Origin of the sequence: Nocardiopsis sp. NPDC006198 (assembly GCF_040613895.1) — a bacterium.
GTDB classification, from domain to species: domain Bacteria; phylum Actinomycetota; class Actinomycetes; order Streptosporangiales; family Streptosporangiaceae; genus Nocardiopsis; species Nocardiopsis tropica.
This window is the reverse complement of sequence record NZ_JBEXSY010000015.1, coordinates 19,247-36,717: the sequence shown is the minus strand read 5'-3', so window position 1 is coordinate 36,717 and position 17,471 is coordinate 19,247. Positions and strand designations below refer to the sequence as shown.

16 protein-coding genes and 3 pseudogenes are annotated in these 17,471 nt (G+C 68.7%); 9 read left to right on the top strand and 10 right to left on the bottom strand.

Annotated features, from left to right (window positions below):
* Positions 1–132: 132 nt before the first annotated feature.
* Entirely contained in the window at positions 133–630 is a 498-nt protein-coding gene (locus ABZ234_RS12935; protein WP_355012112.1) for a hypothetical protein, read from the bottom strand.
* Positions 631–749: 119 nt separating this feature from the next.
* Here ABZ234_RS12935 and ABZ234_RS12930 point away from each other — a divergent pair, with 119 nt between their 5' ends.
* Positions 750–1,040 carry a winged helix-turn-helix domain-containing protein gene (locus ABZ234_RS12930; RefSeq protein WP_355012111.1) on the top strand — a complete coding sequence of 97 codons (291 nt, stop codon included), beginning with the start codon at positions 750–752 and terminating at the stop codon, positions 1,038–1,040.
* A gap of 286 nt (positions 1,041–1,326) precedes the next feature.
* Here ABZ234_RS12930 and ABZ234_RS12925 read toward each other — a convergent pair.
* The 3 genes and pseudogenes from ABZ234_RS12925 to ABZ234_RS12915 all read right to left on the bottom strand — a co-directional run.
* Positions 1,327–1,722 (bottom strand): annotated as a pseudogene (locus tag ABZ234_RS12925) (CAP domain-containing protein); the annotation flags it as partial.
* 303 nt (positions 1,723–2,025) lie between these two features.
* A complete protein-coding gene (locus ABZ234_RS12920) occupies positions 2,026–2,568 on the bottom strand; it encodes a hypothetical protein (protein WP_355012110.1) in 543 nt (180 codons plus the stop codon).
* Positions 2,565–4,418: a hypothetical protein gene (locus ABZ234_RS12915; RefSeq protein ID WP_355012109.1), complete on the bottom strand. Its 1,854-nt coding sequence runs from the start codon at positions 4,416–4,418 to the stop codon at positions 2,565–2,567. Before ABZ234_RS12915 ends, ABZ234_RS12920 begins: the two co-directional genes overlap by 4 nt.
* 1,111 nt (positions 4,419–5,529) lie before the next feature.
* Between ABZ234_RS12915 and ABZ234_RS12910 the strand changes: the two genes are divergently transcribed.
* Both ABZ234_RS12910 and ABZ234_RS12905 read left to right on the top strand, forming a co-directional pair.
* Entirely contained in the window at positions 5,530–5,757 is a 228-nt protein-coding gene (locus ABZ234_RS12910) for a hypothetical protein (RefSeq protein ID WP_355012108.1), read from the top strand.
* A gap of 667 nt (positions 5,758–6,424) precedes the next feature.
* A complete protein-coding gene (locus tag ABZ234_RS12905) occupies positions 6,425–6,652 on the top strand; it encodes a hypothetical protein (RefSeq protein WP_355012107.1) in 228 nt (75 codons plus the stop codon).
* Between the two features lie 673 nt (positions 6,653–7,325).
* Here the strand turns inward: ABZ234_RS12905 and ABZ234_RS12900 are convergent.
* The 3 genes from ABZ234_RS12900 to ABZ234_RS12890 all read right to left on the bottom strand — a co-directional run bounded on the left by ABZ234_RS12900 (position 7,326) and on the right by ABZ234_RS12890 (position 10,185).
* Positions 7,326–8,552 (bottom strand): hypothetical protein, encoded by a 1,227-nt coding sequence (locus tag ABZ234_RS12900; RefSeq protein WP_355012106.1) that lies wholly within the window; start codon positions 8,550–8,552, stop codon positions 7,326–7,328.
* Positions 8,553–8,680: 128 nt separating this feature from the next.
* A complete protein-coding gene (locus ABZ234_RS12895) occupies positions 8,681–9,019 on the bottom strand; it encodes a hypothetical protein (protein ID WP_355012105.1) in 339 nt (112 codons plus the stop codon).
* 491 nt (positions 9,020–9,510) lie between these two features.
* Positions 9,511–10,185, bottom strand: a complete 675-nt coding sequence (locus ABZ234_RS12890) for a TetR family transcriptional regulator (protein ID WP_355012104.1) — start codon at positions 10,183–10,185, stop codon at positions 9,511–9,513.
* 157 nt (positions 10,186–10,342) lie between these two features.
* Between ABZ234_RS12890 and ABZ234_RS12885 the strand changes: the two genes are divergently transcribed.
* Together ABZ234_RS12885 and ABZ234_RS12880 are read left to right on the top strand one after the other, a co-directional pair.
* A complete protein-coding gene (locus ABZ234_RS12885) occupies positions 10,343–10,813 on the top strand; it encodes an ester cyclase (RefSeq protein WP_355012103.1) in 471 nt (156 codons plus the stop codon).
* Positions 10,814–10,854: 41 nt separating this feature from the next.
* Positions 10,855–11,781, top strand: a complete 927-nt coding sequence (locus ABZ234_RS12880) for an oxidoreductase (protein WP_355012102.1) — start codon at positions 10,855–10,857, stop codon at positions 11,779–11,781.
* Positions 11,782–11,796: 15 nt separating this feature from the next.
* Here the strand turns inward: ABZ234_RS12880 and ABZ234_RS12875 are convergent.
* Positions 11,797–12,678, bottom strand: a pseudogene (locus ABZ234_RS12875) (IS5 family transposase).
* 208 nt (positions 12,679–12,886) lie between these two features.
* Here ABZ234_RS12875 and ABZ234_RS12870 point away from each other — a divergent pair.
* Entirely contained in the window at positions 12,887–13,765 is an 879-nt protein-coding gene (locus ABZ234_RS12870; RefSeq protein WP_355012101.1) for a patatin-like phospholipase family protein, read from the top strand.
* A gap of 309 nt (positions 13,766–14,074) precedes the next feature.
* Positions 14,075–14,221, top strand: a pseudogene (locus ABZ234_RS12865) (IS110 family transposase); the annotation flags it as partial.
* A gap of 34 nt (positions 14,222–14,255) precedes the next feature.
* Here the strand turns inward: ABZ234_RS12865 and ABZ234_RS12860 are convergent.
* On the bottom strand, positions 14,256–14,834 hold the full coding sequence (locus ABZ234_RS12860) for a hypothetical protein (protein WP_355012100.1): 579 nt from the start codon (positions 14,832–14,834) through the stop codon (positions 14,256–14,258).
* Positions 14,835–14,837: 3 nt separating this feature from the next.
* Positions 14,838–15,173, bottom strand: a complete 336-nt coding sequence (locus ABZ234_RS12855; RefSeq protein WP_352987129.1) for a PadR family transcriptional regulator — start codon at positions 15,171–15,173, stop codon at positions 14,838–14,840.
* A gap of 420 nt (positions 15,174–15,593) precedes the next feature.
* Between ABZ234_RS12855 and ABZ234_RS12850 the strand changes: the two genes are divergently transcribed.
* Both ABZ234_RS12850 and ABZ234_RS12845 read left to right on the top strand, forming a co-directional pair.
* Positions 15,594–16,574: a DUF5937 family protein gene (locus tag ABZ234_RS12850; protein ID WP_355012099.1), complete on the top strand. Its 981-nt coding sequence runs from the start codon at positions 15,594–15,596 to the stop codon at positions 16,572–16,574.
* 297 nt (positions 16,575–16,871) lie between these two features.
* Positions 16,872–17,270: an SH3 domain-containing protein gene (locus ABZ234_RS12845; protein ID WP_355012098.1), complete on the top strand. Its 399-nt coding sequence runs from the start codon at positions 16,872–16,874 to the stop codon at positions 17,268–17,270.
* Positions 17,271–17,471 lie beyond the last annotated feature (201 nt).

Genomic DNA, 17,471 nt, shown 5'->3' with positions numbered 1-17,471 from the left:
GTTCTCCTTCGTCGCGTGGCCCGGTGTGGCCAGGTGTACCCGGGACGGAGCCGGCACCGCGTTTCCGACACTCGCGAACGGGCTGAGTCTCCCGGGGCCTGCCTTGACCCTCACCGCCCCCGGGGCGCCTGCCTAGGACGCGAGGTAGTCCAGGGCGAACCCGAGCAGGAACAGCGGGACCGCGATGACGCGTACCGCTCGCTCGAAGCGGGGCCGCTCCAACAGGGCCCCGAAGCCGGCCACCGCGGACGGCCCGTGGAGCAGCAGCAGCCAGACGGTGGGGTAGACCGCGAGCACGGCCAGGGCGATGAGGAGGGGCGCCCCCCATCGTTCCGCCACAGCGCTCGGTACGAGCGCGACCGCCACGATGAGCAGCAACAACCCGAGCAGCACCACACCAAGTAGTCCGACGATGAAGTACGGGCCTTCGCGCTCGGTACGAAGGGCGCGCCCCCAGGTCGTCAGCCGGGCCGGGCCGATGACGTCCAGGAGGATGGTGGTACCGGCGAGGAACGCGAGCAGTTTCCCGAGTCTGCCCAACCACAGCACGGGCACGCCGTACAGGGTGTGGCCGGTGAGTTGCTGCCCGGACCACCACAGGTTCCAGGCGTCGAGGAGGGAGAGATCCATGCCTCTATGAGACCCCGTTCTGAGCACGACACGGGGTCTCCCACCAGATCCTGTGGTGGTCCTCCTCGACCCGTGCCTCTCCGGTCGCGGAGCGTCGACAGCTCCACGATCGCGGTGCTGTGCCCGCCAGCGTGGTAAGACTGGCGAGTTCACCTTCCTATTGGCGGACGCCCCGTGCCGGCGAGTCGCTGGGAACTCTCCTTGGCCGGACCCGCGCCGAGGTCCTGTGCACAGTGGCCACTCACGGGTACTCAACCACTCAGGTGGCCCATCACGCCGGGGTCTCCATGGCGACCGCGAGTCAGCACCTGAGTGTGCTGTGGAAGAACGGCCTGGTCGTCACGCATTGGCTCGGCTCCCTCTCGTACCACATCGCTACACCCCTGGGACGTGGTCTGTGCGGTGGATGAGCCCTGTGACCTCGCGCGCGGCGCGGAGCTTCGCCCCGTCGAGGAGGCCCGGTGGCGGGCGCGGAAAATCCAACGGTAACGCTGCATTCTTGCAGTTCAGGGGGTAGACCAATCCGACCATTCGGAGTGGTCTAGCGATCTGGTGTGATTCGCCCCGATATCGCACGGTCCTGACCTCCGACAAATGCTCTTACCAGTGCGGGCAGAGGCAACCCCGGGCTTCACTGGAAGACGCCGTTGCCTCTTTCCGGCGTACTTGGTTCGCCCCCGTACCAGTCTCGCTCCCCTACTCCCAGCCGAACTTCTGGGTCCAGGCGTTGCCGGACTCTCCCACGCCGATCGCCACCAGGTCGCAGTTGAGGATGTTGTCGCGGTGGCCCCGGCTGCCCATCCAGGCGTCCATGACCTGGGCGGCGCTCGTCTGCCCCTTGGCGACGTTCTCCGCGCCCCACGCGTCGTAGCCGTGGCGGCTGGTCCGGTCGCCCGGCCCCTCGCCCTCAGGGGACTCGTGGCTCAAGTAGTCGTGCCGGTCCATGTCCTCGCTGTGCTCCTGGGCGGCGGCGGTGAGCTGTGGGTCCACCTTCAGCGGGTCGCACCCGGCTGACGCACGCTCCCTGTTGACCAGGGTCACGACCTCGTCGACCGACCCCCCTGCGGAGGAGGAACCGGAGCCGCCGTCATCACCGCCGGCCGAGGTCTCCTCCCCTCCGGCGTCATCGGGGACGGAGGAGACCGTCACGTCCGCGCTCTGGGACTCGCTCGCCGGCTGGTCCTGCGGCGACTCACTGTCCCCGGACCTGCTGATGACGACCGCCGCTGCCACCGCCACCACGATGAGCAGGACGACCAGGGGCACCAACATCAGGGGCGGTATGTTCAGCTGCCTCGGTGTCTCGCCTTCAGCGGATTCCGGATGGGTTCCTCCGACCCAGCTTTGCAGGTCGGCGTCCCAGCGCGCGTTCGTGGAATCGGGCACGGTCCCCCCTCAGCCGGTGAGCTGTCGCACCGTCTCGGCCAGGGCGGTGGCCGAGGTCAGCGCGCCCAGCGCGGTGTTCGCCTGTTCCAGCCGCTCCCACAACCGGCGCAGCAGGCCCGGGGCGGCGGTGCCGGTCTGGGTGATCTCCTCCTCCGTCTGGACCAGCTCGGCCTCGACCTCGGCGACCCCCGCCGCGTCGGCGAACAGGGGAAGCTGCTGGCGCAGCAGACGGACCTGCTCCAACAGCTCCCGGTAGCGCTCGTCGTGCACGGCGTCGGAAGGGGCCTCGAAGCGCGCGGTGCCGTGGTCACCGGTGGAGATCGCCACTCCCCGGGCGTCACCGCCGATGGCGACGGATCCGGGGGCGCGGTTGCCGGCCGCTCCCCGGGGGAGTGCGGCCGGGGCGGCGGGGCGGGGCTCCTCCCTGTGGTCGGGATCCGTTGGCGCGGAAACCTCGGCGGAGCCGCCCGTGCCGGTGGAGACCGCTCCGCCGTGCAGCGAACCACCGATGGAGACAGAGCCCGCCGCAGGTGCGGTGTCGTCGTGGGTCATGGTGCTACTTCTTGTCCTTTCCGCTTTTTCTTGGCCACCCGATCGGTGACGGCCTGCGCTGCGGCTCCGGTGGCGATCGATCCGCTCATGGAACCGCCGATGAACACGCCTCCGCGGCTGATGTTCACCACCCGCTGCTGGAATTCCTCGGTCCGGTAGCCCGCTCCGACCAGGGCCTGCTGGGCCCCGGAGGTGATGCGGTCCTGGATGGTCTTGACATACCGGTTGACGTCCATCTCCTGGAACGCCGACCGGGTGTCGCGCGAGCCCGACTCGCGGATGCTGAGCCGGGGCGCCTCCTGTGTCTCCCCGACTCCGAGCCCGAACCATTCGAACCACCACGACTTGAGGGTGCCCACCCCGCGGGCCAGGACGGCCATCGTCATCGCGGGCGCGGTCACCAGAGCCGACACCGGGAAACGGGCCGACCGTGCGGTGAGGGCGTCCACCTCGTGGAAGGAGCTCCGCAACGGGGGCAGGACGTAGGGCAGCACCTCCAGGATCAGGAGGTCGCCCTGGGTGTGCACCCGCACGAAGACGGTGGTGACGACCTCCTCGTCCCATCCGCCCACCCGGATCCGCAGGAAGTGCCGCCGTTGCTCGGCGCCCTCCCCGACGGATGCTTCGAGGTGTTCACGGACGTTGCTCTCCTCGTAGAGGTGGTCGGCGTGCCACACGCCGTCGGGGAGGGCGGCCGGGAGGAAGACGCACTCCTGTAGTTCCAGGTCCTTGAGACGGTCCCGACTGGTCCGGGAGGAGACCTCGGCGAGCCTCACCAACTGCGGGGTGATGAGGTCGAGGACGCGTCGACCGTCCAGGGGCTCGGCCCCGTGCGGGACTCCGGGAAGGCGTTCGAGTTCCAGTGCCAGCGACCAGGGGCGGTAGGACTCACCGGCGCCGAGAAAGGGTTGGTCCTCGTTGTAGAGGACGAGGCGGGAGAACTGCTCCTCGCCGATCGCGTCCAGTATGTCCTCGTGCCGCTTCGCGAACAGGGGGGTCCTCGGGGCCCTGCCGGTGAAGGAGTGGCGGGACAGCTCCGTCCACAGGACTCGGGAGAGAGCGAGCCGGTGCCACACGCCGATCACGAGGAGGAGCAGAGGCAGGAAGAGGACGGCCAGGGCAGCGAGGACGTGGCCGCCCCGAAGGAACGCCCACACGGGCATGATCCACAGCACCGTGAGCGCCAGGTTGGCCAGGCCCAGGAGCTTGGCGAGGAAGCGGTGGGTCGGCCTGGCCGGATCGATGGCGCCCCCGATGACCACCGTCAGGAGCGATTCGCTCCGACCCAGAAGCTTCTGTCGCGCTCGGGACAGCAGACCGACGAGGACGAGCGGGACCAGGGAGAGGAGTGCGGCCAGTCCCATCTCCCCGGCGGAGGGGGCCTTCCTGGCTGCCTCCTCGACGGCGGCGCGGGCCTCCTCGGCGGCGGCGCGGACCTCCTGGTCTGTCTGTTCACCGGAGGGGGCCTCCTGAGCTGCCTCCCCGGGCAGGGCGTAATCGATCCGGCTCATCAGTTCCGTGTTCGGCACCTCCCCGGCCATCAGCCCCACGGCCACCACGGCCCCGGACACCAGAACCGCCAGGACCAGGACCGCGGCCTTCACATCCATGCTCCTGGCACGCAGGCAGTGCCGGAGCACGGTCACCGCGTCGTAACCCAGGGACGGGGGCGCGATGCGTTCGGGGTGTTCGATGAGTTCGGTGACGGCGGTTCCGCGGAAGGCGGGGTCGAGGTAGGCCCCCGCGCACAGGAGGCGGGTGGCTTCGCTGCGGGTGTAGGAGGAGGTGTCCACGGGCGGCAGGGAGGACGTCGTTCCCTCGGAGCCGTCGGGGAGGGTCGGTCGGGCCACGCATCGCTCCAGAGAAGGCTTTCGAGGGAAGGGGGAGTGGGATTTCGGTTTAAGAAGTGAGTGCCAGCCATCTTATGTGCTTTTCCCGGCGATCCAAGAATTTATTCGAGACAAACAGAGGCAGGCCATCTTGCCCTGTGCATATTTCTAACAAAAAGCCCTGATTGCCCTATTGTGAGATGTATCTTTACATTTGTCTCATTTGGGTTTTTGTGGACCCATGGGCAACAAGAGGTTTTTGTTGTGTCATGAGGAAAGGGATTCCTGAAGCCCTCGAAATCCCTCATTGTGCCGCTCCGGTGCCGCCTAGGCCACCCTTGCCCGGAGACGGGGGGCGAGGAGGATCGCTGCAGCCGTTGGCGGTAGACCCCGCCGGAAGTCACAGCGATATCACGACATCCTCCGCGCAACGTCGCGTTGCGCGGGGGCTCCCTCGTACCCGGATCCGTCATTCTGGGTTGACGCATCGCCGATAAGGAGGGTTCGGTGATAGCCACGCGAACCACGCCGCACCGCCTCGGTGGTTGGCGGCTCCGCCGCAGGGCGCCCTCTCGCGGAACCTGGTCAGCGAGTCGCGCAGCCAATTGCGCCACGCCACGAAAAGACTCGACGCTCCCGAAGTCCTGAATGCGACATTCCGTGATCATTCATCAGGAACCGGACTCGAATGGGCGCCACCCGGATGCGCGTTCCTGTTAGTCGTGGAACCACCGAAGCGGTGCCTGCGTTTAGAAGGGTGGGGACAAGAACAACAGGAGCGTTTCTATTGAAAAATCGAACCCGCCTAAGTCTGATACTATTAGGGCTTTCCATATCATGTGCTCTCCTTGCGCCTTTTGCGTGGAGTGGGGTGATTTGGTATCTCGGGGCTGCGCTGTGGGTTGGATCCGTAGCCTTCTTCTGGCAGGCAGCTCGATCCTTGTGGGGCGGGGCTGCAACCAGGCTGCCATCAGGGCACCCACCGGACTTTCCCAACCCCCGCCCGACAGCGGCCGCCCCCCTCCCTGGTATCGCTCCGCCCGACGCCGGGCCGCGAGCAGAGGCGGATCGAGCGGAACAGAAAAACTCTGCGGACGAGTTGCACGAATCCGTTGCGGGCGTCTTTGGGATCATGAAGACCGTCTTGGTCGTGTGCACGATCGCCGTCCTGGCGCTGATCGCCCAGTTCTCCGTGCTCATGGGGATCTGGGCCTTCTCCAGGGGCGAGCTCCTTGAGGGGTTTTTCTTGTTCGGCTTTGTCGGCTTCCTGACCTGGTACGGCCTGGGCCCCCTGCGGAAGTTCTGGAGCCCGCAAAGCATGCTCAACCAGGAGGGAGATGATGGCGGCGGAAGTGAGTGATGCTTCCGCGGGGAACTCGCGGTAGCCGAAGGTGGGGGCGAGCCAAGTACGCCGGAAAGGGGCAACGGCGTCTTCCAGTGAAGCCAGGGGTTGCCTCTGGCCGCACTGACAAGAGCAGTTACCGGAAGTCAGAACCGGCCGCTATCGGGACGAACCACTCCGGACCGCTATACCACTCCGAGCGGGCGGATTGGTCTACCTCCTGACCTGCGGAAATGCAGGACCGTTGCCCCTTTTCGGCTTATCTTGTCCGTCCCCTACGTGGGGTTTAGGTAGCGCGAGTTCCGGCGTTCCTCGCACCCGGATTCGCCCACCTGAAGGGGAAGTCCGGTTTCGGCCAACGGCCGCTGCGGATACCTTTTACTCCACGTGTTCCTTCGCTCACGTGATGACCATCGCGAGGAGGCCTGGCGCCCATGGGCAAGCGTGGACAGAAGAAGCGCCCCACCGACCAGAAGGCCGGTTCGACCTCCCCTCGTCGGAGGTCGCCGAAGAGTCAGCGGAGGCGATCACCAGCTCACGCCCAGATGCGCACCGACCAGATATCGGTCTTCGCTGTCCTCCAAGAGCGGTACTTCCCTGAAGGCAAGGGTGCTTCGCGACACATTCGCATGAGGGCCCTCGTGCTGTGTAGTGCACTCCCTGAGGACAAGGAAGGATCTAACGAATGAGCCCAGAAAATGTTCCCAAGCTCCTGAAGAAGTTCGAGATCGCTTTGCTCATCGGCGGGGCCCTCGCATTTTCCACCCCGATCCTTGTCCAAGAGTTTGGCATCGAAGCAGGATCAATCGAGTGGCTCTTTCCACTCGGAATGGGCATGTGGTTCCTCGGGATGTTGATGCCAACCCCCGGGGGCAGCGGCAATGGCGGTGATGATGGTGGGGGCGGTGAGTGACCCCTGGTTGAGAACAAGCGCCCGATTAGACTTCTGGAAACACACGGACCGGTCGGCCCCGCCGCACCGTGGACCTCCCGGCGGACCTGGCAGGCGAGCTCGCCTCCTTAACCGACCTGGGCGCGGCCAACATCAACAACCGGCTCGCCGCCGTGGACGCCTTCTTCGCCCTGCGCGGCTCCGGCCGCCCTGCGGTGGTGCGCGAACACCTGGGGGCGAACCAAGTACGGGTCCCCATCCCAACGCCGTAGCTACTCGCGAGTTACTTGTCCTGTTGCCGGGCGTTCGAGAGAACCACCCCTTCCTCGCCGAGAGGCGGATGTCGGTCACGTCCAGGGCGACGATCTCGGCGGCCCGGAGCCCGGCGTAGTAGGCCAGGTGGCAGATGGCCCGGTCCCGAGGGCCTGCATCTGATCCAGGGGTACGGGACCGGGTTCACCGAACTTGCCTGGGGCGTCGACTGGGGCCCTTAACGTGGATCGGTGAGCGCGTCGCGCTTCCGGACGGCCCACCGTTCCTACTCGGCACGCTGGGATTCGTCTTCGTGCTAGTCGTGTGCTTCGCCGTCCCGCACGACTGACCATCACCCCTGTGGCCCCTCGGTCACCCGAACTGGTTCGAATGCTCCCCGCGCCGTCGGCGCTTGTCGGGGAGCGCGCGATTTTTCTAAACCTTACTGCCGATAAGTGAACTTGCGGTCGCGGTCCACCCATGTGCGCAGTTGTTCCCAGTCGCGGATGAGCGCGTCGTGGACCAGTTCCACGATGGGGTCACCGGCACGGGCGTCGCCGGGGCTGGTGGTGGCGATGATCCGGTCCGTACTCAAGGAGTCCAGGACCTTGTCGAAGTCCGCGTCGGCGGCGGGTGTGTCGGCGGCCAGGGCTCTGAGCTCGGGAAGGGGGACCTGCCTGCGGGTGGCGGGGATGGCCTGGGCATCGTCGGCCGGGTGCACCAGGGCGGTGAGGATGCGGTGGGCGATCAGGCGCTGGGCCTGCGGTAACTGCCCCACCGCGTTGTCGCACCAGGCTGCCAGGCTTCCCGAGACCTTGCCGATGCTTGCGTAGGTCTGGTGGGCCAGGCGGCCGTGGTCGCGCCGCTCCCACAGCTGGCTCAGGGCGAGTTGCAGCGGGGGCAGCAGGGTGGCCGCCACATGGCGGCCCGTGCTCGCCTGGCGCAGGTCGTCGATGATGCGTTGGGGCAGGCCGTCCTCGAACCGGGCGCCCGCGTCCTGGGCGGGGCGGGTGATGATGGCGTCCAGTTCAGGGGTGCTGAGGTGGGCGGGGATGTCCACCGACCCGGGTTTGGCGGCTTCCAGCAGGTGCGGGGCCGCCTCGGCCAGCGGGGAGTAGAAGTTGTTGCGCATGATCAGGACCACGTTGAGCGGGGTGTGCGCGTCGAGGGCGTCGAGGAGCTCCTGCACCAGGTCCAGCCCCGGGGTGGAGGTGGTCTGGTCGGGGGCGGTGGGTGCGCGTGTGAGGAGTTCCTCGAACTGGTCGATGACCAGCACCACACGCTCAGAGCCGGTCTCCCGCAACCGGTGCTCCACGGCCTGGCCGATACCGCCGTTCCCGTCCCGCGCCAGTTCCGCAGCCAGGTCCCGGCCGGGGCGCACCAGGACGGGCAGCCACCGGTCGCTGCCCGGCACCCCGCCTTCGGCCAGTGCTGGTAGCAATCCGGCCTGGACCAGGGAGGACTTGCCCGCCCCCGAGGGGCCCAGCAGCAGTACCAGCCGATGGCGGCGCACCCTCTCCAGGAGCTCCTCCACCGCGCCCTGGCGGCCGTGGAACCAGTCGGCGGCGGTGAAGGACGCCAGACCCCGGTAGGGGGACAGCTGCGCCTCGTCCAGCTCCGGAACCACCTCGCGCAGCACCTCGGCGGGCGTGGCGTAGACATTGATCACCTATTACAGCAGAGCCGTTTTTTCGGCATGTCGACCCAGGGGCGAGTACGGCCTGCGGCAGGCCCGTGCCTCGTCCTCGGACCGCCCGTGGGGGCCCGGGATCCTCAGCGACCCGTCGAGGGCAGTATTCACCCTGGCGTCATCCCGTACCAGGGGTTTTCACCAATCGTCAGCGCGAAGCGGTCCGTGGTGGAGAAGAGCGCCGCAATATACCCTGCGAACGCCGCCCGCCACAGAACCGTGTTCTTCTTCGTCCACCTGGCTGGCCACATGTGGACAGGCGTCCTGGAAAAGCCCGGACGGGTGAAACGGAGCGAAACCGTAGGGAACTCGATGTGCGGGCACAGAAACCCTCGCAAGGGATGGAAAGCCATAAAAATGACTTTCGTGTCGAAACTGTTGTGCCTGGTCGGGGGTTGAGGAAGATCGGACCAGGAACCAGGCGGTAAGAGCTGCTCGTCGGTCACATGTCCTGTGGCCGGGCGTTCGGGAGCAGCGGGCCTGTTCGATGCGGTGTTCGGCGAGTGCGTGGCCGAGGTGGTCGATGCCGTTCCGATCACGCCCGAGGGGTACGCGGAGTGCGCCGGCGCGCTCTTCGATGACGACCAGGCCCGTCCCAAGGTGGTCCGGCCGACTGCGCCCGGTACCGGCTCGAACGGGCGACGACGCAGCTCTCCGAACGCATTGCCGCAGCCCGGAGCGGGAAGGACCGCAAGCTCGTGGCGGCTCAGGAGGCAGGCAGGACCACGCGGGCCCTGCCGGCCGAAGGACGGCTGGCGCTGGTGGTGTACCTCTCCCTATCGGGCCCGGACGTGTCCCCGGTGCCCGAGCCCGGCACGGCGCATGACGTGCGGCGTCGCGAGATCGTGGCGACGGTGCGCACCCTCACCGCCCTGTGGCGGCCTGGGCCGCGAGACGGTTGCCGTGTCGTCCGCGGCGTCGCTCCGGCACGGGTGGGTCAAAGGGAGGCGCGGGCGATGGTGCCCGCGGCGAGCGTGGCCAGCATGTCTTGTAGCGCGGTGGCGAAGTCCAGCTTGAACGCGGTGAGTGACGGGTCGGCCTGGTAGGCGGCGAGCATCGTCTCGGAGGGGCGGGAGTGCGTCCACACGGCACCGATGGCCATGATCATGGCCGCGATCAGCTGGGGTGCGCTGTTGCCCAGCTCGGGAAGGTGCCGGTGGGCCAACGCCGCTATCTCGGCGACGTTGGCCACGGCCGCGCGCTTGTAGCGGGCGGCCACCTCGGCGGAGACGTTGTGCTCCAGCACCCCCGCCTGCGCGCTCAGCAGGTCGCACAGGACCCGGCGCTCGGCGAGGGAGTCCGCGGTGACGGTGGCGAACTGCTCCGTGCGCCGGTCCACGGACGCCGCCCGGTCGATGCCGGCGTCGAGGAGGGCGGGCAGGTCGGCGATCCACTGCTGCCAGGCACGGTCGAGCAGCTCCAGCAGGATCGCCTCGCGGGATTCGAAGTAGCGCAGCACGTTGGACTTCGCCAGCCCGACACGGCGGCTCAGTTCGTTGAGGCTGACGGCACTGGCGGGCATCTCCTCGAGCATGGTCGCGGTGGTGTCGAGGATGGCCTGGCGCCGTATCTCGCGCTGCTCCTCACTGCGCGCACGCTGGAAGTTTGTCATACCCCAAGGATACAGACTGCCGGTCTTTTGACATCAGACCACCGGTCCCTTAACTTGGGGACGCGCCACAGAAGACCTCCTGGCCGGGCAGCCGGCCGCCATCCGGACTGCTCCATGCACCACTGTGAGTAGCTTTCCGCTTACGCAAGGGGCTGCCGTGGCACCCCCTGAAAGCGAGGCCACCATGAGCCCCGTCGCAAGCACCGAAGCGAACATCGCGGTCGTCAGACGCTTCGTCGACGAAGTCGTCAACGGAGGCAACCTCGACACGATCGACGAGCTCTGGGCCGACGACATGATCTGGCGCGGCGGCAGCCTGGGCGAGCACCACGGCATCGACGCCTACAAGAAATTCATGGCGGCCAACGCCGTCGGCGCCTTCACCGGCATGCGCCTGGACGTCATCCAGGTCGTCGCACAGGGCGACACCGTCGTGCTGCTGTTCACCAACAGCGGCACCCACACCGGCGCATTCATGGGCACCGCTCCCACCGGCAGGCACGCCCGATGGCTGGGCACCGCCGTGTACCGCATCAAGGACCACAAGATCGCCGAAGCCACCTTCGCCGAGGACATCCTCGGCATGCTCTTGCAGCTCGGCATCACGACCCTTCCGAGCGCCGCATGACCCGCGCGCAGCACACAACGAACCGGCGGAGAGCCACAGAGATGAACCACTGGACGCCTGACAGCATCCCCGACCAGAGCGGCCGCACGGCGCTGATCACCGGTGGGAGCAGCGGGATCGGACTCGAGACCGCGCGCGTCCTGGCCCGGCACGGGGCCCGCATCATCCTGGCCGGACGCAGCCGGACCAAGCTGGACCAGGCCGCGCAGGCTGTGCGCGCCGCCGCCCCCGGGGCCCGGGCCGACACACTGCTGCTCGACCTGTCCGACCTCTCCTCCGTCCGCGACGCCGCCACGCGCATCACCGAGACCGAGACGATCGACCTGCTCTTCAACAACGCCGGCGTGATGAACCTGCCCGAGCGCCGGCTGACACGCGACGGTTTCGAGATGACGGTCGGCATCAACCACCTGGGCCACTTCGCCTTCGACGCCCAGGTCTGGCCCGCCGTGCGCCGCTCGTCCGCGCCGCGCGTGGTCACCGTCAGCGCCATCGCGGCGCGGTGGCCGACGGGCAGGCTCGACGACCTGATGAGCGAGAAGGGCTACCGCGCCATGGGCGCCTACGCCAAGTCCAAGCGCGCCAACATCGTCTACACCCTCGAACTCGCGCGCCGCACGGCAGCCGGCCCCGTCGAGGCGCTCGTCGTCCACCCGGGGTCGGCGATGACCGGACTGCAGCAGCACGGCAGCGACGCTCTGAGCCGCCTGATCACCCCGATCGCCGCGCGCCTGCTCATGGGCTCGGCCGAGGGCGCGGCCTGGCCCTCCCTGTACGCGGCGACCAGTACGCGCGTCAGCTCCGGAGAATTCATCGGCCCCGCCGGACGCGACCAGACCTCCGGCACCCCCAAGCCCGCCAAGCTGCCCACGGGCGCCGACGACCCCGCGGAGGGCAGGCGGCTGTGGGCGGCGAGCGAGCAGCTCACCGGAGTCCCCTTCGACCCGGGGACCGAGACGGCCCCCTAGGGCCTGTTTGGTAAGTCAGAGCCATTCGTTGATGGCAGCGATCTGGACGGTGGCCTCGTAGCGAAGCGCGAGCTTGTCATAGCGCGTGGCCACCGCCCGGTTGCGTTTGAGCCGGTTGATCCCGCACTCCACCGCGTGCCGGGCCCGGTAGTCGACCTTGTCAAAGCCCGGCGGGCGCCCACCGGCCCGCCCCTTGCGCTTGCGGTTGCGCACCCGGTCGGCGGGTTCGGGGATCGTCGCTTTGATCTTGCGTCTGCGCAGGTAGGCACGGATCTGCTTCGAGCTGTAGGCCTTATCGGCGCGCACCCGCACCGGACGGGTGCGCGCCGGCCCCGACCGGCCCCGCCCCGCCACGCGCACACGCTCCATGACCGGCTCGAACTGCGGGGCGTCCCCCCGCTGCCCCGCGGTGACGACCACCGCCAAGGGCTTTTGGCCCTGCTCGCAGGCCAGGTGGATCTTGGTGGTCCACCCGCCGCGCGAGCGCCCCAGGGCGTGGTCGTCGGGCTCGTCCGTTCCGTGACCTGGACCTTCCCCCTTTTTCTCGCGGCTCCGGCCGCGTGCTGGTGGGCGCGCACGATGGTGGAGTCGACGTTGAGCTGCCAGGTGATCAGCCCCGCCGCGTCGGCGAAGGACTGCAGCGAGTCCAGGATCCGGGCCCAGGTGCCGTCCAGGGACCAGCGGCGGAACAGGTCGTAGACGCTCTGCCAGGGCCCGTACCGTTCGGGCACGTCCCGCCAGGGCGCCCCGGCCCGCACACGCCAGCGGATGCCGTCGATCAGTTGGCGTTTGGACCGCGAGGGAGGGCGGGCCCGTGGTCGGGGCGGGCAGGAGGGGGCGCAGCAGCGCCCACTGGGCGTCGGTGAGGTCACCGCGCCGGGGTTTGGGTAGAGTCACAGCGAAGCCTTCGGTGGGCTCGGTCTTCTTGGTCGTTGACTCGTCTACCGAAGGCTTCGCTGCTGTGCGGGGTGACACGCCCGGTGTGACCGGATCGGTGCTTTGATCCCTGATCGCACCGGTTACCAAACAGGCCCTAGACCCCAACGGTCGGCACGTGGTGAGCACACACCCTCGACCAGCACCCCACCCACGCAAGGAGTTGGACATGAACACCGGACTGATCCTCGGCGGAGGCGGCTTGGTCGGCATCGCCTGGGAGACCGGTGTGCTCGCCGCCCTGTGCGAGCACGCGGGATTCACCCCCTCGGCCTGCTCGGTCGCCGTCGGCACATCGGCCGGAGCCTACGTCGCGACGATGGCCATGGGCGGAGTCGACCTGGTCGAGCGCGCCCGCGCCGAACAGAGCGGCGCCCTGCTCACGTCACCGGCACCGCTCCCCGAACCAACCCCCGGCGCCACCACCGACACCCGTGGCGGCACCAGCGCGGTTCCACCGGACATCATGCGCCTGATGCTCTCCCCCGAAGGACCGGGCATCGAGCGCGCCCGCGCCATCGGCCATCTCGCCATGGCCGCCACACGCGACCTGGACCAAGACGCGGCCGTGCACCTGTTCCGGTCCCTGCTGCCGCTTTCCATCTGGCCGCAGGGCGACCTGCGCATCACCAGCGTGCGCTGTGAAACCGGCGAGACCGTGTCGTGGACACGAAGCGACGGCATTGATCTGGCCACAGCCGTCGCTTCATCCTGCGCCGTACCCGGATTCTTCCCACCGGTCCGATTCGACGGCGCCCATTACTGCGACGCCCCCCGCCTCCCCAGCACCGTCGCACTGGCCGAGGAGAAGAACCTCGACGCCATCATCTTCATCGGCCCTCGAGCGGGAGCACTCGCCAACGTGGCCGAAGACGCAGAACTCGACGAGCTCGAACGACAGGGTCTACGCATCGTGAGGATCACCGACGGCCCGGACTTCACCGAGGTCGCCGGAGAACTCCTCGACCAACGACTGCGCCCCCGCGCCACCCAGATCGGCCTGGAGGACGGCCGCAAGGCTGCCCAGCAGGTCGCGGCGCTGCTGTGAGGCACACTCCACCCGGCTGCCGGAGCAGGGGATCGTCGTCGTAGGCATCGGCGTCCACCACGGTGCCGTCAAGGCCCGCCTCGGAGAACTCGACGGGTGGCACCGTAGCTCCACCTCGTCAGTCGATGTCCGCACCACCGGACCGACGATCGTCAAAGGCATGTCATGAACGCCGAGGGATGGTGTGCCCCGTCTCTCGGGACTCGGGCGAGCGGACGAACAACAACCGCAGACCCCGGTACTGCAAGCCGCGGACGGGGCCGCCTGTTCTGCCTCTCGGCGCAGTCGGCGCTGCTCAGGCAGGGGACCTCGCAGGAGTACCACCGGCGAGAGCGGGCCGAGGGGATGCTCCATTTCCAGGCGGTGTTGTGTCTGGCCAGGCAGCGGATCAACGTGTTGTGGGCGATGCTGCGGGACGGGCGTCCCTACACCCGCCCCGCAGCATCGACGTCTTGACAAGGCAGTGGAGATGCCTGCGGGCGTAGCTGTGTCAGCCGTGGTGTCCGGCAGCCCCGGCCGGGGGTTCGGCGCCGGGGGAGAAGCCGTGCCGGGCCAGCACCGAGCCGCGGTCGGGCCGGACGACGAACTGCACCGCGATCCAGTACGCCGACCACAGGGCGCCCAGCGCCAGCACGGTCTCCACCGCCTTGGGCACCAACCCCATCGTGTGCTCCGTGCCCCAGGGGTCAACCCCCGCGTAGAGGGCTCCGACCACCGCCAGGGGAGCACACGCCGCCATCACGGCCACGAGTGCGACCAGGCCCCAGCCGAAGCGGCGCACCGCGAACCAGCGCCCGGCCGCGTCGTCGCGGGCCCACATCCGGTACCGGTAGGGGAGCCGGGAGCCGAAGAGGCGGTAACCGGCCCACGCCCACAGCGGCGGCCTCTCGCGCAGGCGTGTGCGCACCCCCGCCAGGGCCAGCCCCCGCAGTTCGGCGCGGTCCACCGTGGTCGCTCCGGGGGCGCGCAGCTCCAGTGCGGTGGCCACGATCTCCTCGCCGCGGCTCTCCCGGTAGTGGCGCGGGTACCAGCGCAGTGCCCGGCGCAGCTGCTGTTCGTAGGCGTCCATCGGTCAGGCTCCTCCTGGCTGGGGGCGGGGGCCGGGGTTGAGCAGGCGGTGGGCGAGTTCGGCGAGGCGGGCCATGCGCTCGGTCTCGGCCGCCAGGACCGCGTGCCCCTGGCCGGTGAGCCGGTAGTAGCGGCGGTTGCGCCCGTTGACGACCTCCTCGCCCGCGGCCTCGACCAGACCCTGGTCGCCCAGGCGGTCCAGGGCCCCGTACAGGGTGCCGGCGCCGAGCTTGACCTTGTCCTCGGACAGCCGGCGCACGGAGGTGATGATCCCGTAGCCGTGGGTGGGCCCCTCGGTCAGGGCCAGGAGGACGAGGTAGCTCTGCTCACTCAACTTCATACATAGGATATATATCAGAAGACGACATATTAAGTCCAGAGGCGCGTGTTGGCAAGCGGTCGTGGTGCCCCTGGGGTGTCGGTTGCTCATTGTGACGCTTCCCGTCCACAAGAGGACACAGGGTTACGAACTCGGCCCTGAGTCCTCTACGTTGAGCGCGGCGCGTCACCGAGAGACCTCGGTCCGCACACGCCTGCCTCCTCTGAACCGGAGCTCCCCTTGCGCATGAAGACCCTCCCCGCCCCCGTCCTGGTCGGCCCCATGGCTACCGGACTGTTCGCGACCGTCGCTCTCGCCGACGCCTTTCCTCTGTCGCGGTGCTGATTCCCCGACCCGTTCACCTCCCCGAGTTCCGCCCGCTCCGCCGCGCCTCATGCGCGGCGCACAGAGGCCTCGTCACATCAGGTGGGAATGGCAACGATGGTAAGAATCCACTTCACCAGCACCGACTTCGCGCGAACCGTGGTGGCGGCGGAGCCCGACCCCATGTGGGAGACGCTGCTCAGCCTTCACATGCTCCAGAGTCGGGACGGGAGCAGGGTGTTCGGGCCCTGGCGCCGCACGCTCGGAGGGGTTCCTTCCGAGTCACTGCGCGACGTGCTGCCCTTTGCGCCCCCGCGCGGCTACTCTCCCGATTTCCTCACCCCCGCGGGGGTCATCGGACACGTGGAGGAGGGGATCGACGTCCTCGCGGGCACGCCGCGTTCGCGACTGCGCGGCGACCTGGAGGTCCTCGGAAGAGACCGGAGGCTGCCCGGTTGGAGTGTGGACCTGGCGAACGGAGGCACGGGCGCCCTCCGCAGGCTCACGCGCGCTCTGCGCGACCACCACGACCGCGCCCTGGCGCCCCACTGGGACTCCGTCCGCCGGCATGTCCACGCCGACCGGGCCCTGCGCGCCCGCACGCTGCTCCAGGGCGGCGTCGACTCCCTGCTCTCCGGTCTGAGCCCGGCCCTGGACTGGCAGCCCCCCGTGCTGGAGATGCGGAGTCTGCTCACCGACCGGGACCTGCACCTGGACGGTCGGGGGCTGCGCCTGATCCCGTCCTTCTTCTGTTGGCGCGCTCCCATCCTCCTCCGTGATCCCTCGCTGCCGCCTGTCCTGGTCTACCCCGTCGACCACGACGCGGTGGAGGCCGACTGGATCTCAGGCGGGCGGGGGCGCCGTGGCGACGAGGCGCTGGGAAACCTCCTCGGCCGGACCCGGGCCGAGGTCCTGTGCACAGTGGCCCGTCACGAGCACTCCACCACCCAGGTGGCCCGCCACGTCGGCGTCTCCATGGCGACCGCGAGTCAGCACCTGAGCGTGCTGCGGGAGAACGGCCTGGTCGCCACCCACCGGCTCGGCTCCTCCGCGCACCACACCGCCACACCCCTGGGGCGTGGTCTGTGCGGTGGTTGAGCGGTGGTCCGGCTCCGCGCTGCTTCGGGTGTGCTCGAGCGAATCGGCCTTTCCACGGCCCGGTGAGGGCTCCTCGTCGACCTCCATCGCTCAGACGCCCCGGTACCGGCTGCCGGGTGAAGGCCCATCCGCAACTGGGAGGTCCCGTTCCCTGGACACCACTCCTACCTGTGTCTTTAGGGCATGGCCGAAGGTTGTTGCCGGTCCGAAGCCGTTGAGCGGAGGATATGAACGACAACGGGAACCCGCTCCGACAGCGTCAGACGGCCCCGTACCCCCTGTGAAAGTGGAGCCCTCATGCGCATGAAGACCCTCCTTGCCCCCATCCTGGTCGGCCTCATGGCCACCGGTCTGTTCGCCACCGCCGCACCTGCCTCCGCCGCCGCGGCACCCTCCACGGCCCCGGCTGACGAGGTGTCGGCCCAGGCCTACCGCGTCACCGCCTGGAGCTCCACGCCCACCCCGGTGCGCTCCCGGCCCAGCAACACCAGCACCCAGATCAGCCACGTGGTGGCCCCCCACTCCTACAACGCCGAGTGCTGGGGGCGCTACCAGCGGATCACCTATCTCGGCTACACCAGCGACGTGTGGGTTCGGCTGCGTCTGAACTCCGGAGGCATCGGCTGGGTCACCGCGATCGCCCTCAGCGGCGACTACAAGGCCAACCTGCCTGTGGGGGCGCGGTGCTCCGCCTGACCGCGGCCCAGGACGTCTCCGCACCGCTCGCGGTGCGGAGACGTCCGTGCTCGGGTCGGTTGCTGCGCCTCGGGTGCCTTGCAGATGAGGCCGGATCCTGTTCCGATGTCCCTGGCAGCCCGCAGCCCGCAGCCCGCAGCCCGCAGCCCGCAGTCCGGCACCGGTTCGCGACCGCTGTGCACAGCGTTTTGTCCGACCCCG

Bases quoted from the DNA above. Each gene is read 5' to 3' on its own strand.
- ABZ234_RS12935 (WP_355012112.1), bottom strand. From the start codon at position 630: ATGGATCTCTCCCTCCTCGACGCCTGGAACCTGTGGTGGTCCGGGCAG.
- ABZ234_RS12920 (WP_355012110.1), bottom strand. From the start codon at position 2,568: ATGACCCACGACGACACCGCACCTGCGGCGGGCTCTGTCTCCATCGGT.
- ABZ234_RS12910 (WP_355012108.1), top strand. From the start codon at position 5,530: ATGAAGACCGTCTTGGTCGTGTGCACGATCGCCGTCCTGGCGCTGATC.
- ABZ234_RS12905 (WP_355012107.1), top strand. From the start codon at position 6,425: ATGAGCCCAGAAAATGTTCCCAAGCTCCTGAAGAAGTTCGAGATCGCT.
- ABZ234_RS12890 (WP_355012104.1), bottom strand. From the start codon at position 10,185: ATGACAAACTTCCAGCGTGCGCGCAGTGAGGAGCAGCGCGAGATACGG.
- ABZ234_RS12880 (WP_355012102.1), top strand. From the start codon at position 10,855: ATGAACCACTGGACGCCTGACAGCATCCCCGACCAGAGCGGCCGCACG.
- ABZ234_RS12870 (WP_355012101.1), top strand. From the start codon at position 12,887: ATGAACACCGGACTGATCCTCGGCGGAGGCGGCTTGGTCGGCATCGCC.
- ABZ234_RS12860 (WP_355012100.1), bottom strand. From the start codon at position 14,834: ATGGACGCCTACGAACAGCAGCTGCGCCGGGCACTGCGCTGGTACCCG.
- ABZ234_RS12855 (WP_352987129.1), bottom strand. From the start codon at position 15,173: ATGAAGTTGAGTGAGCAGAGCTACCTCGTCCTCCTGGCCCTGACCGAG.
- ABZ234_RS12850 (WP_355012099.1), top strand. From the start codon at position 15,594: ATGGTAAGAATCCACTTCACCAGCACCGACTTCGCGCGAACCGTGGTG.
- ABZ234_RS12845 (WP_355012098.1), top strand. From the start codon at position 16,872: ATGCGCATGAAGACCCTCCTTGCCCCCATCCTGGTCGGCCTCATGGCC.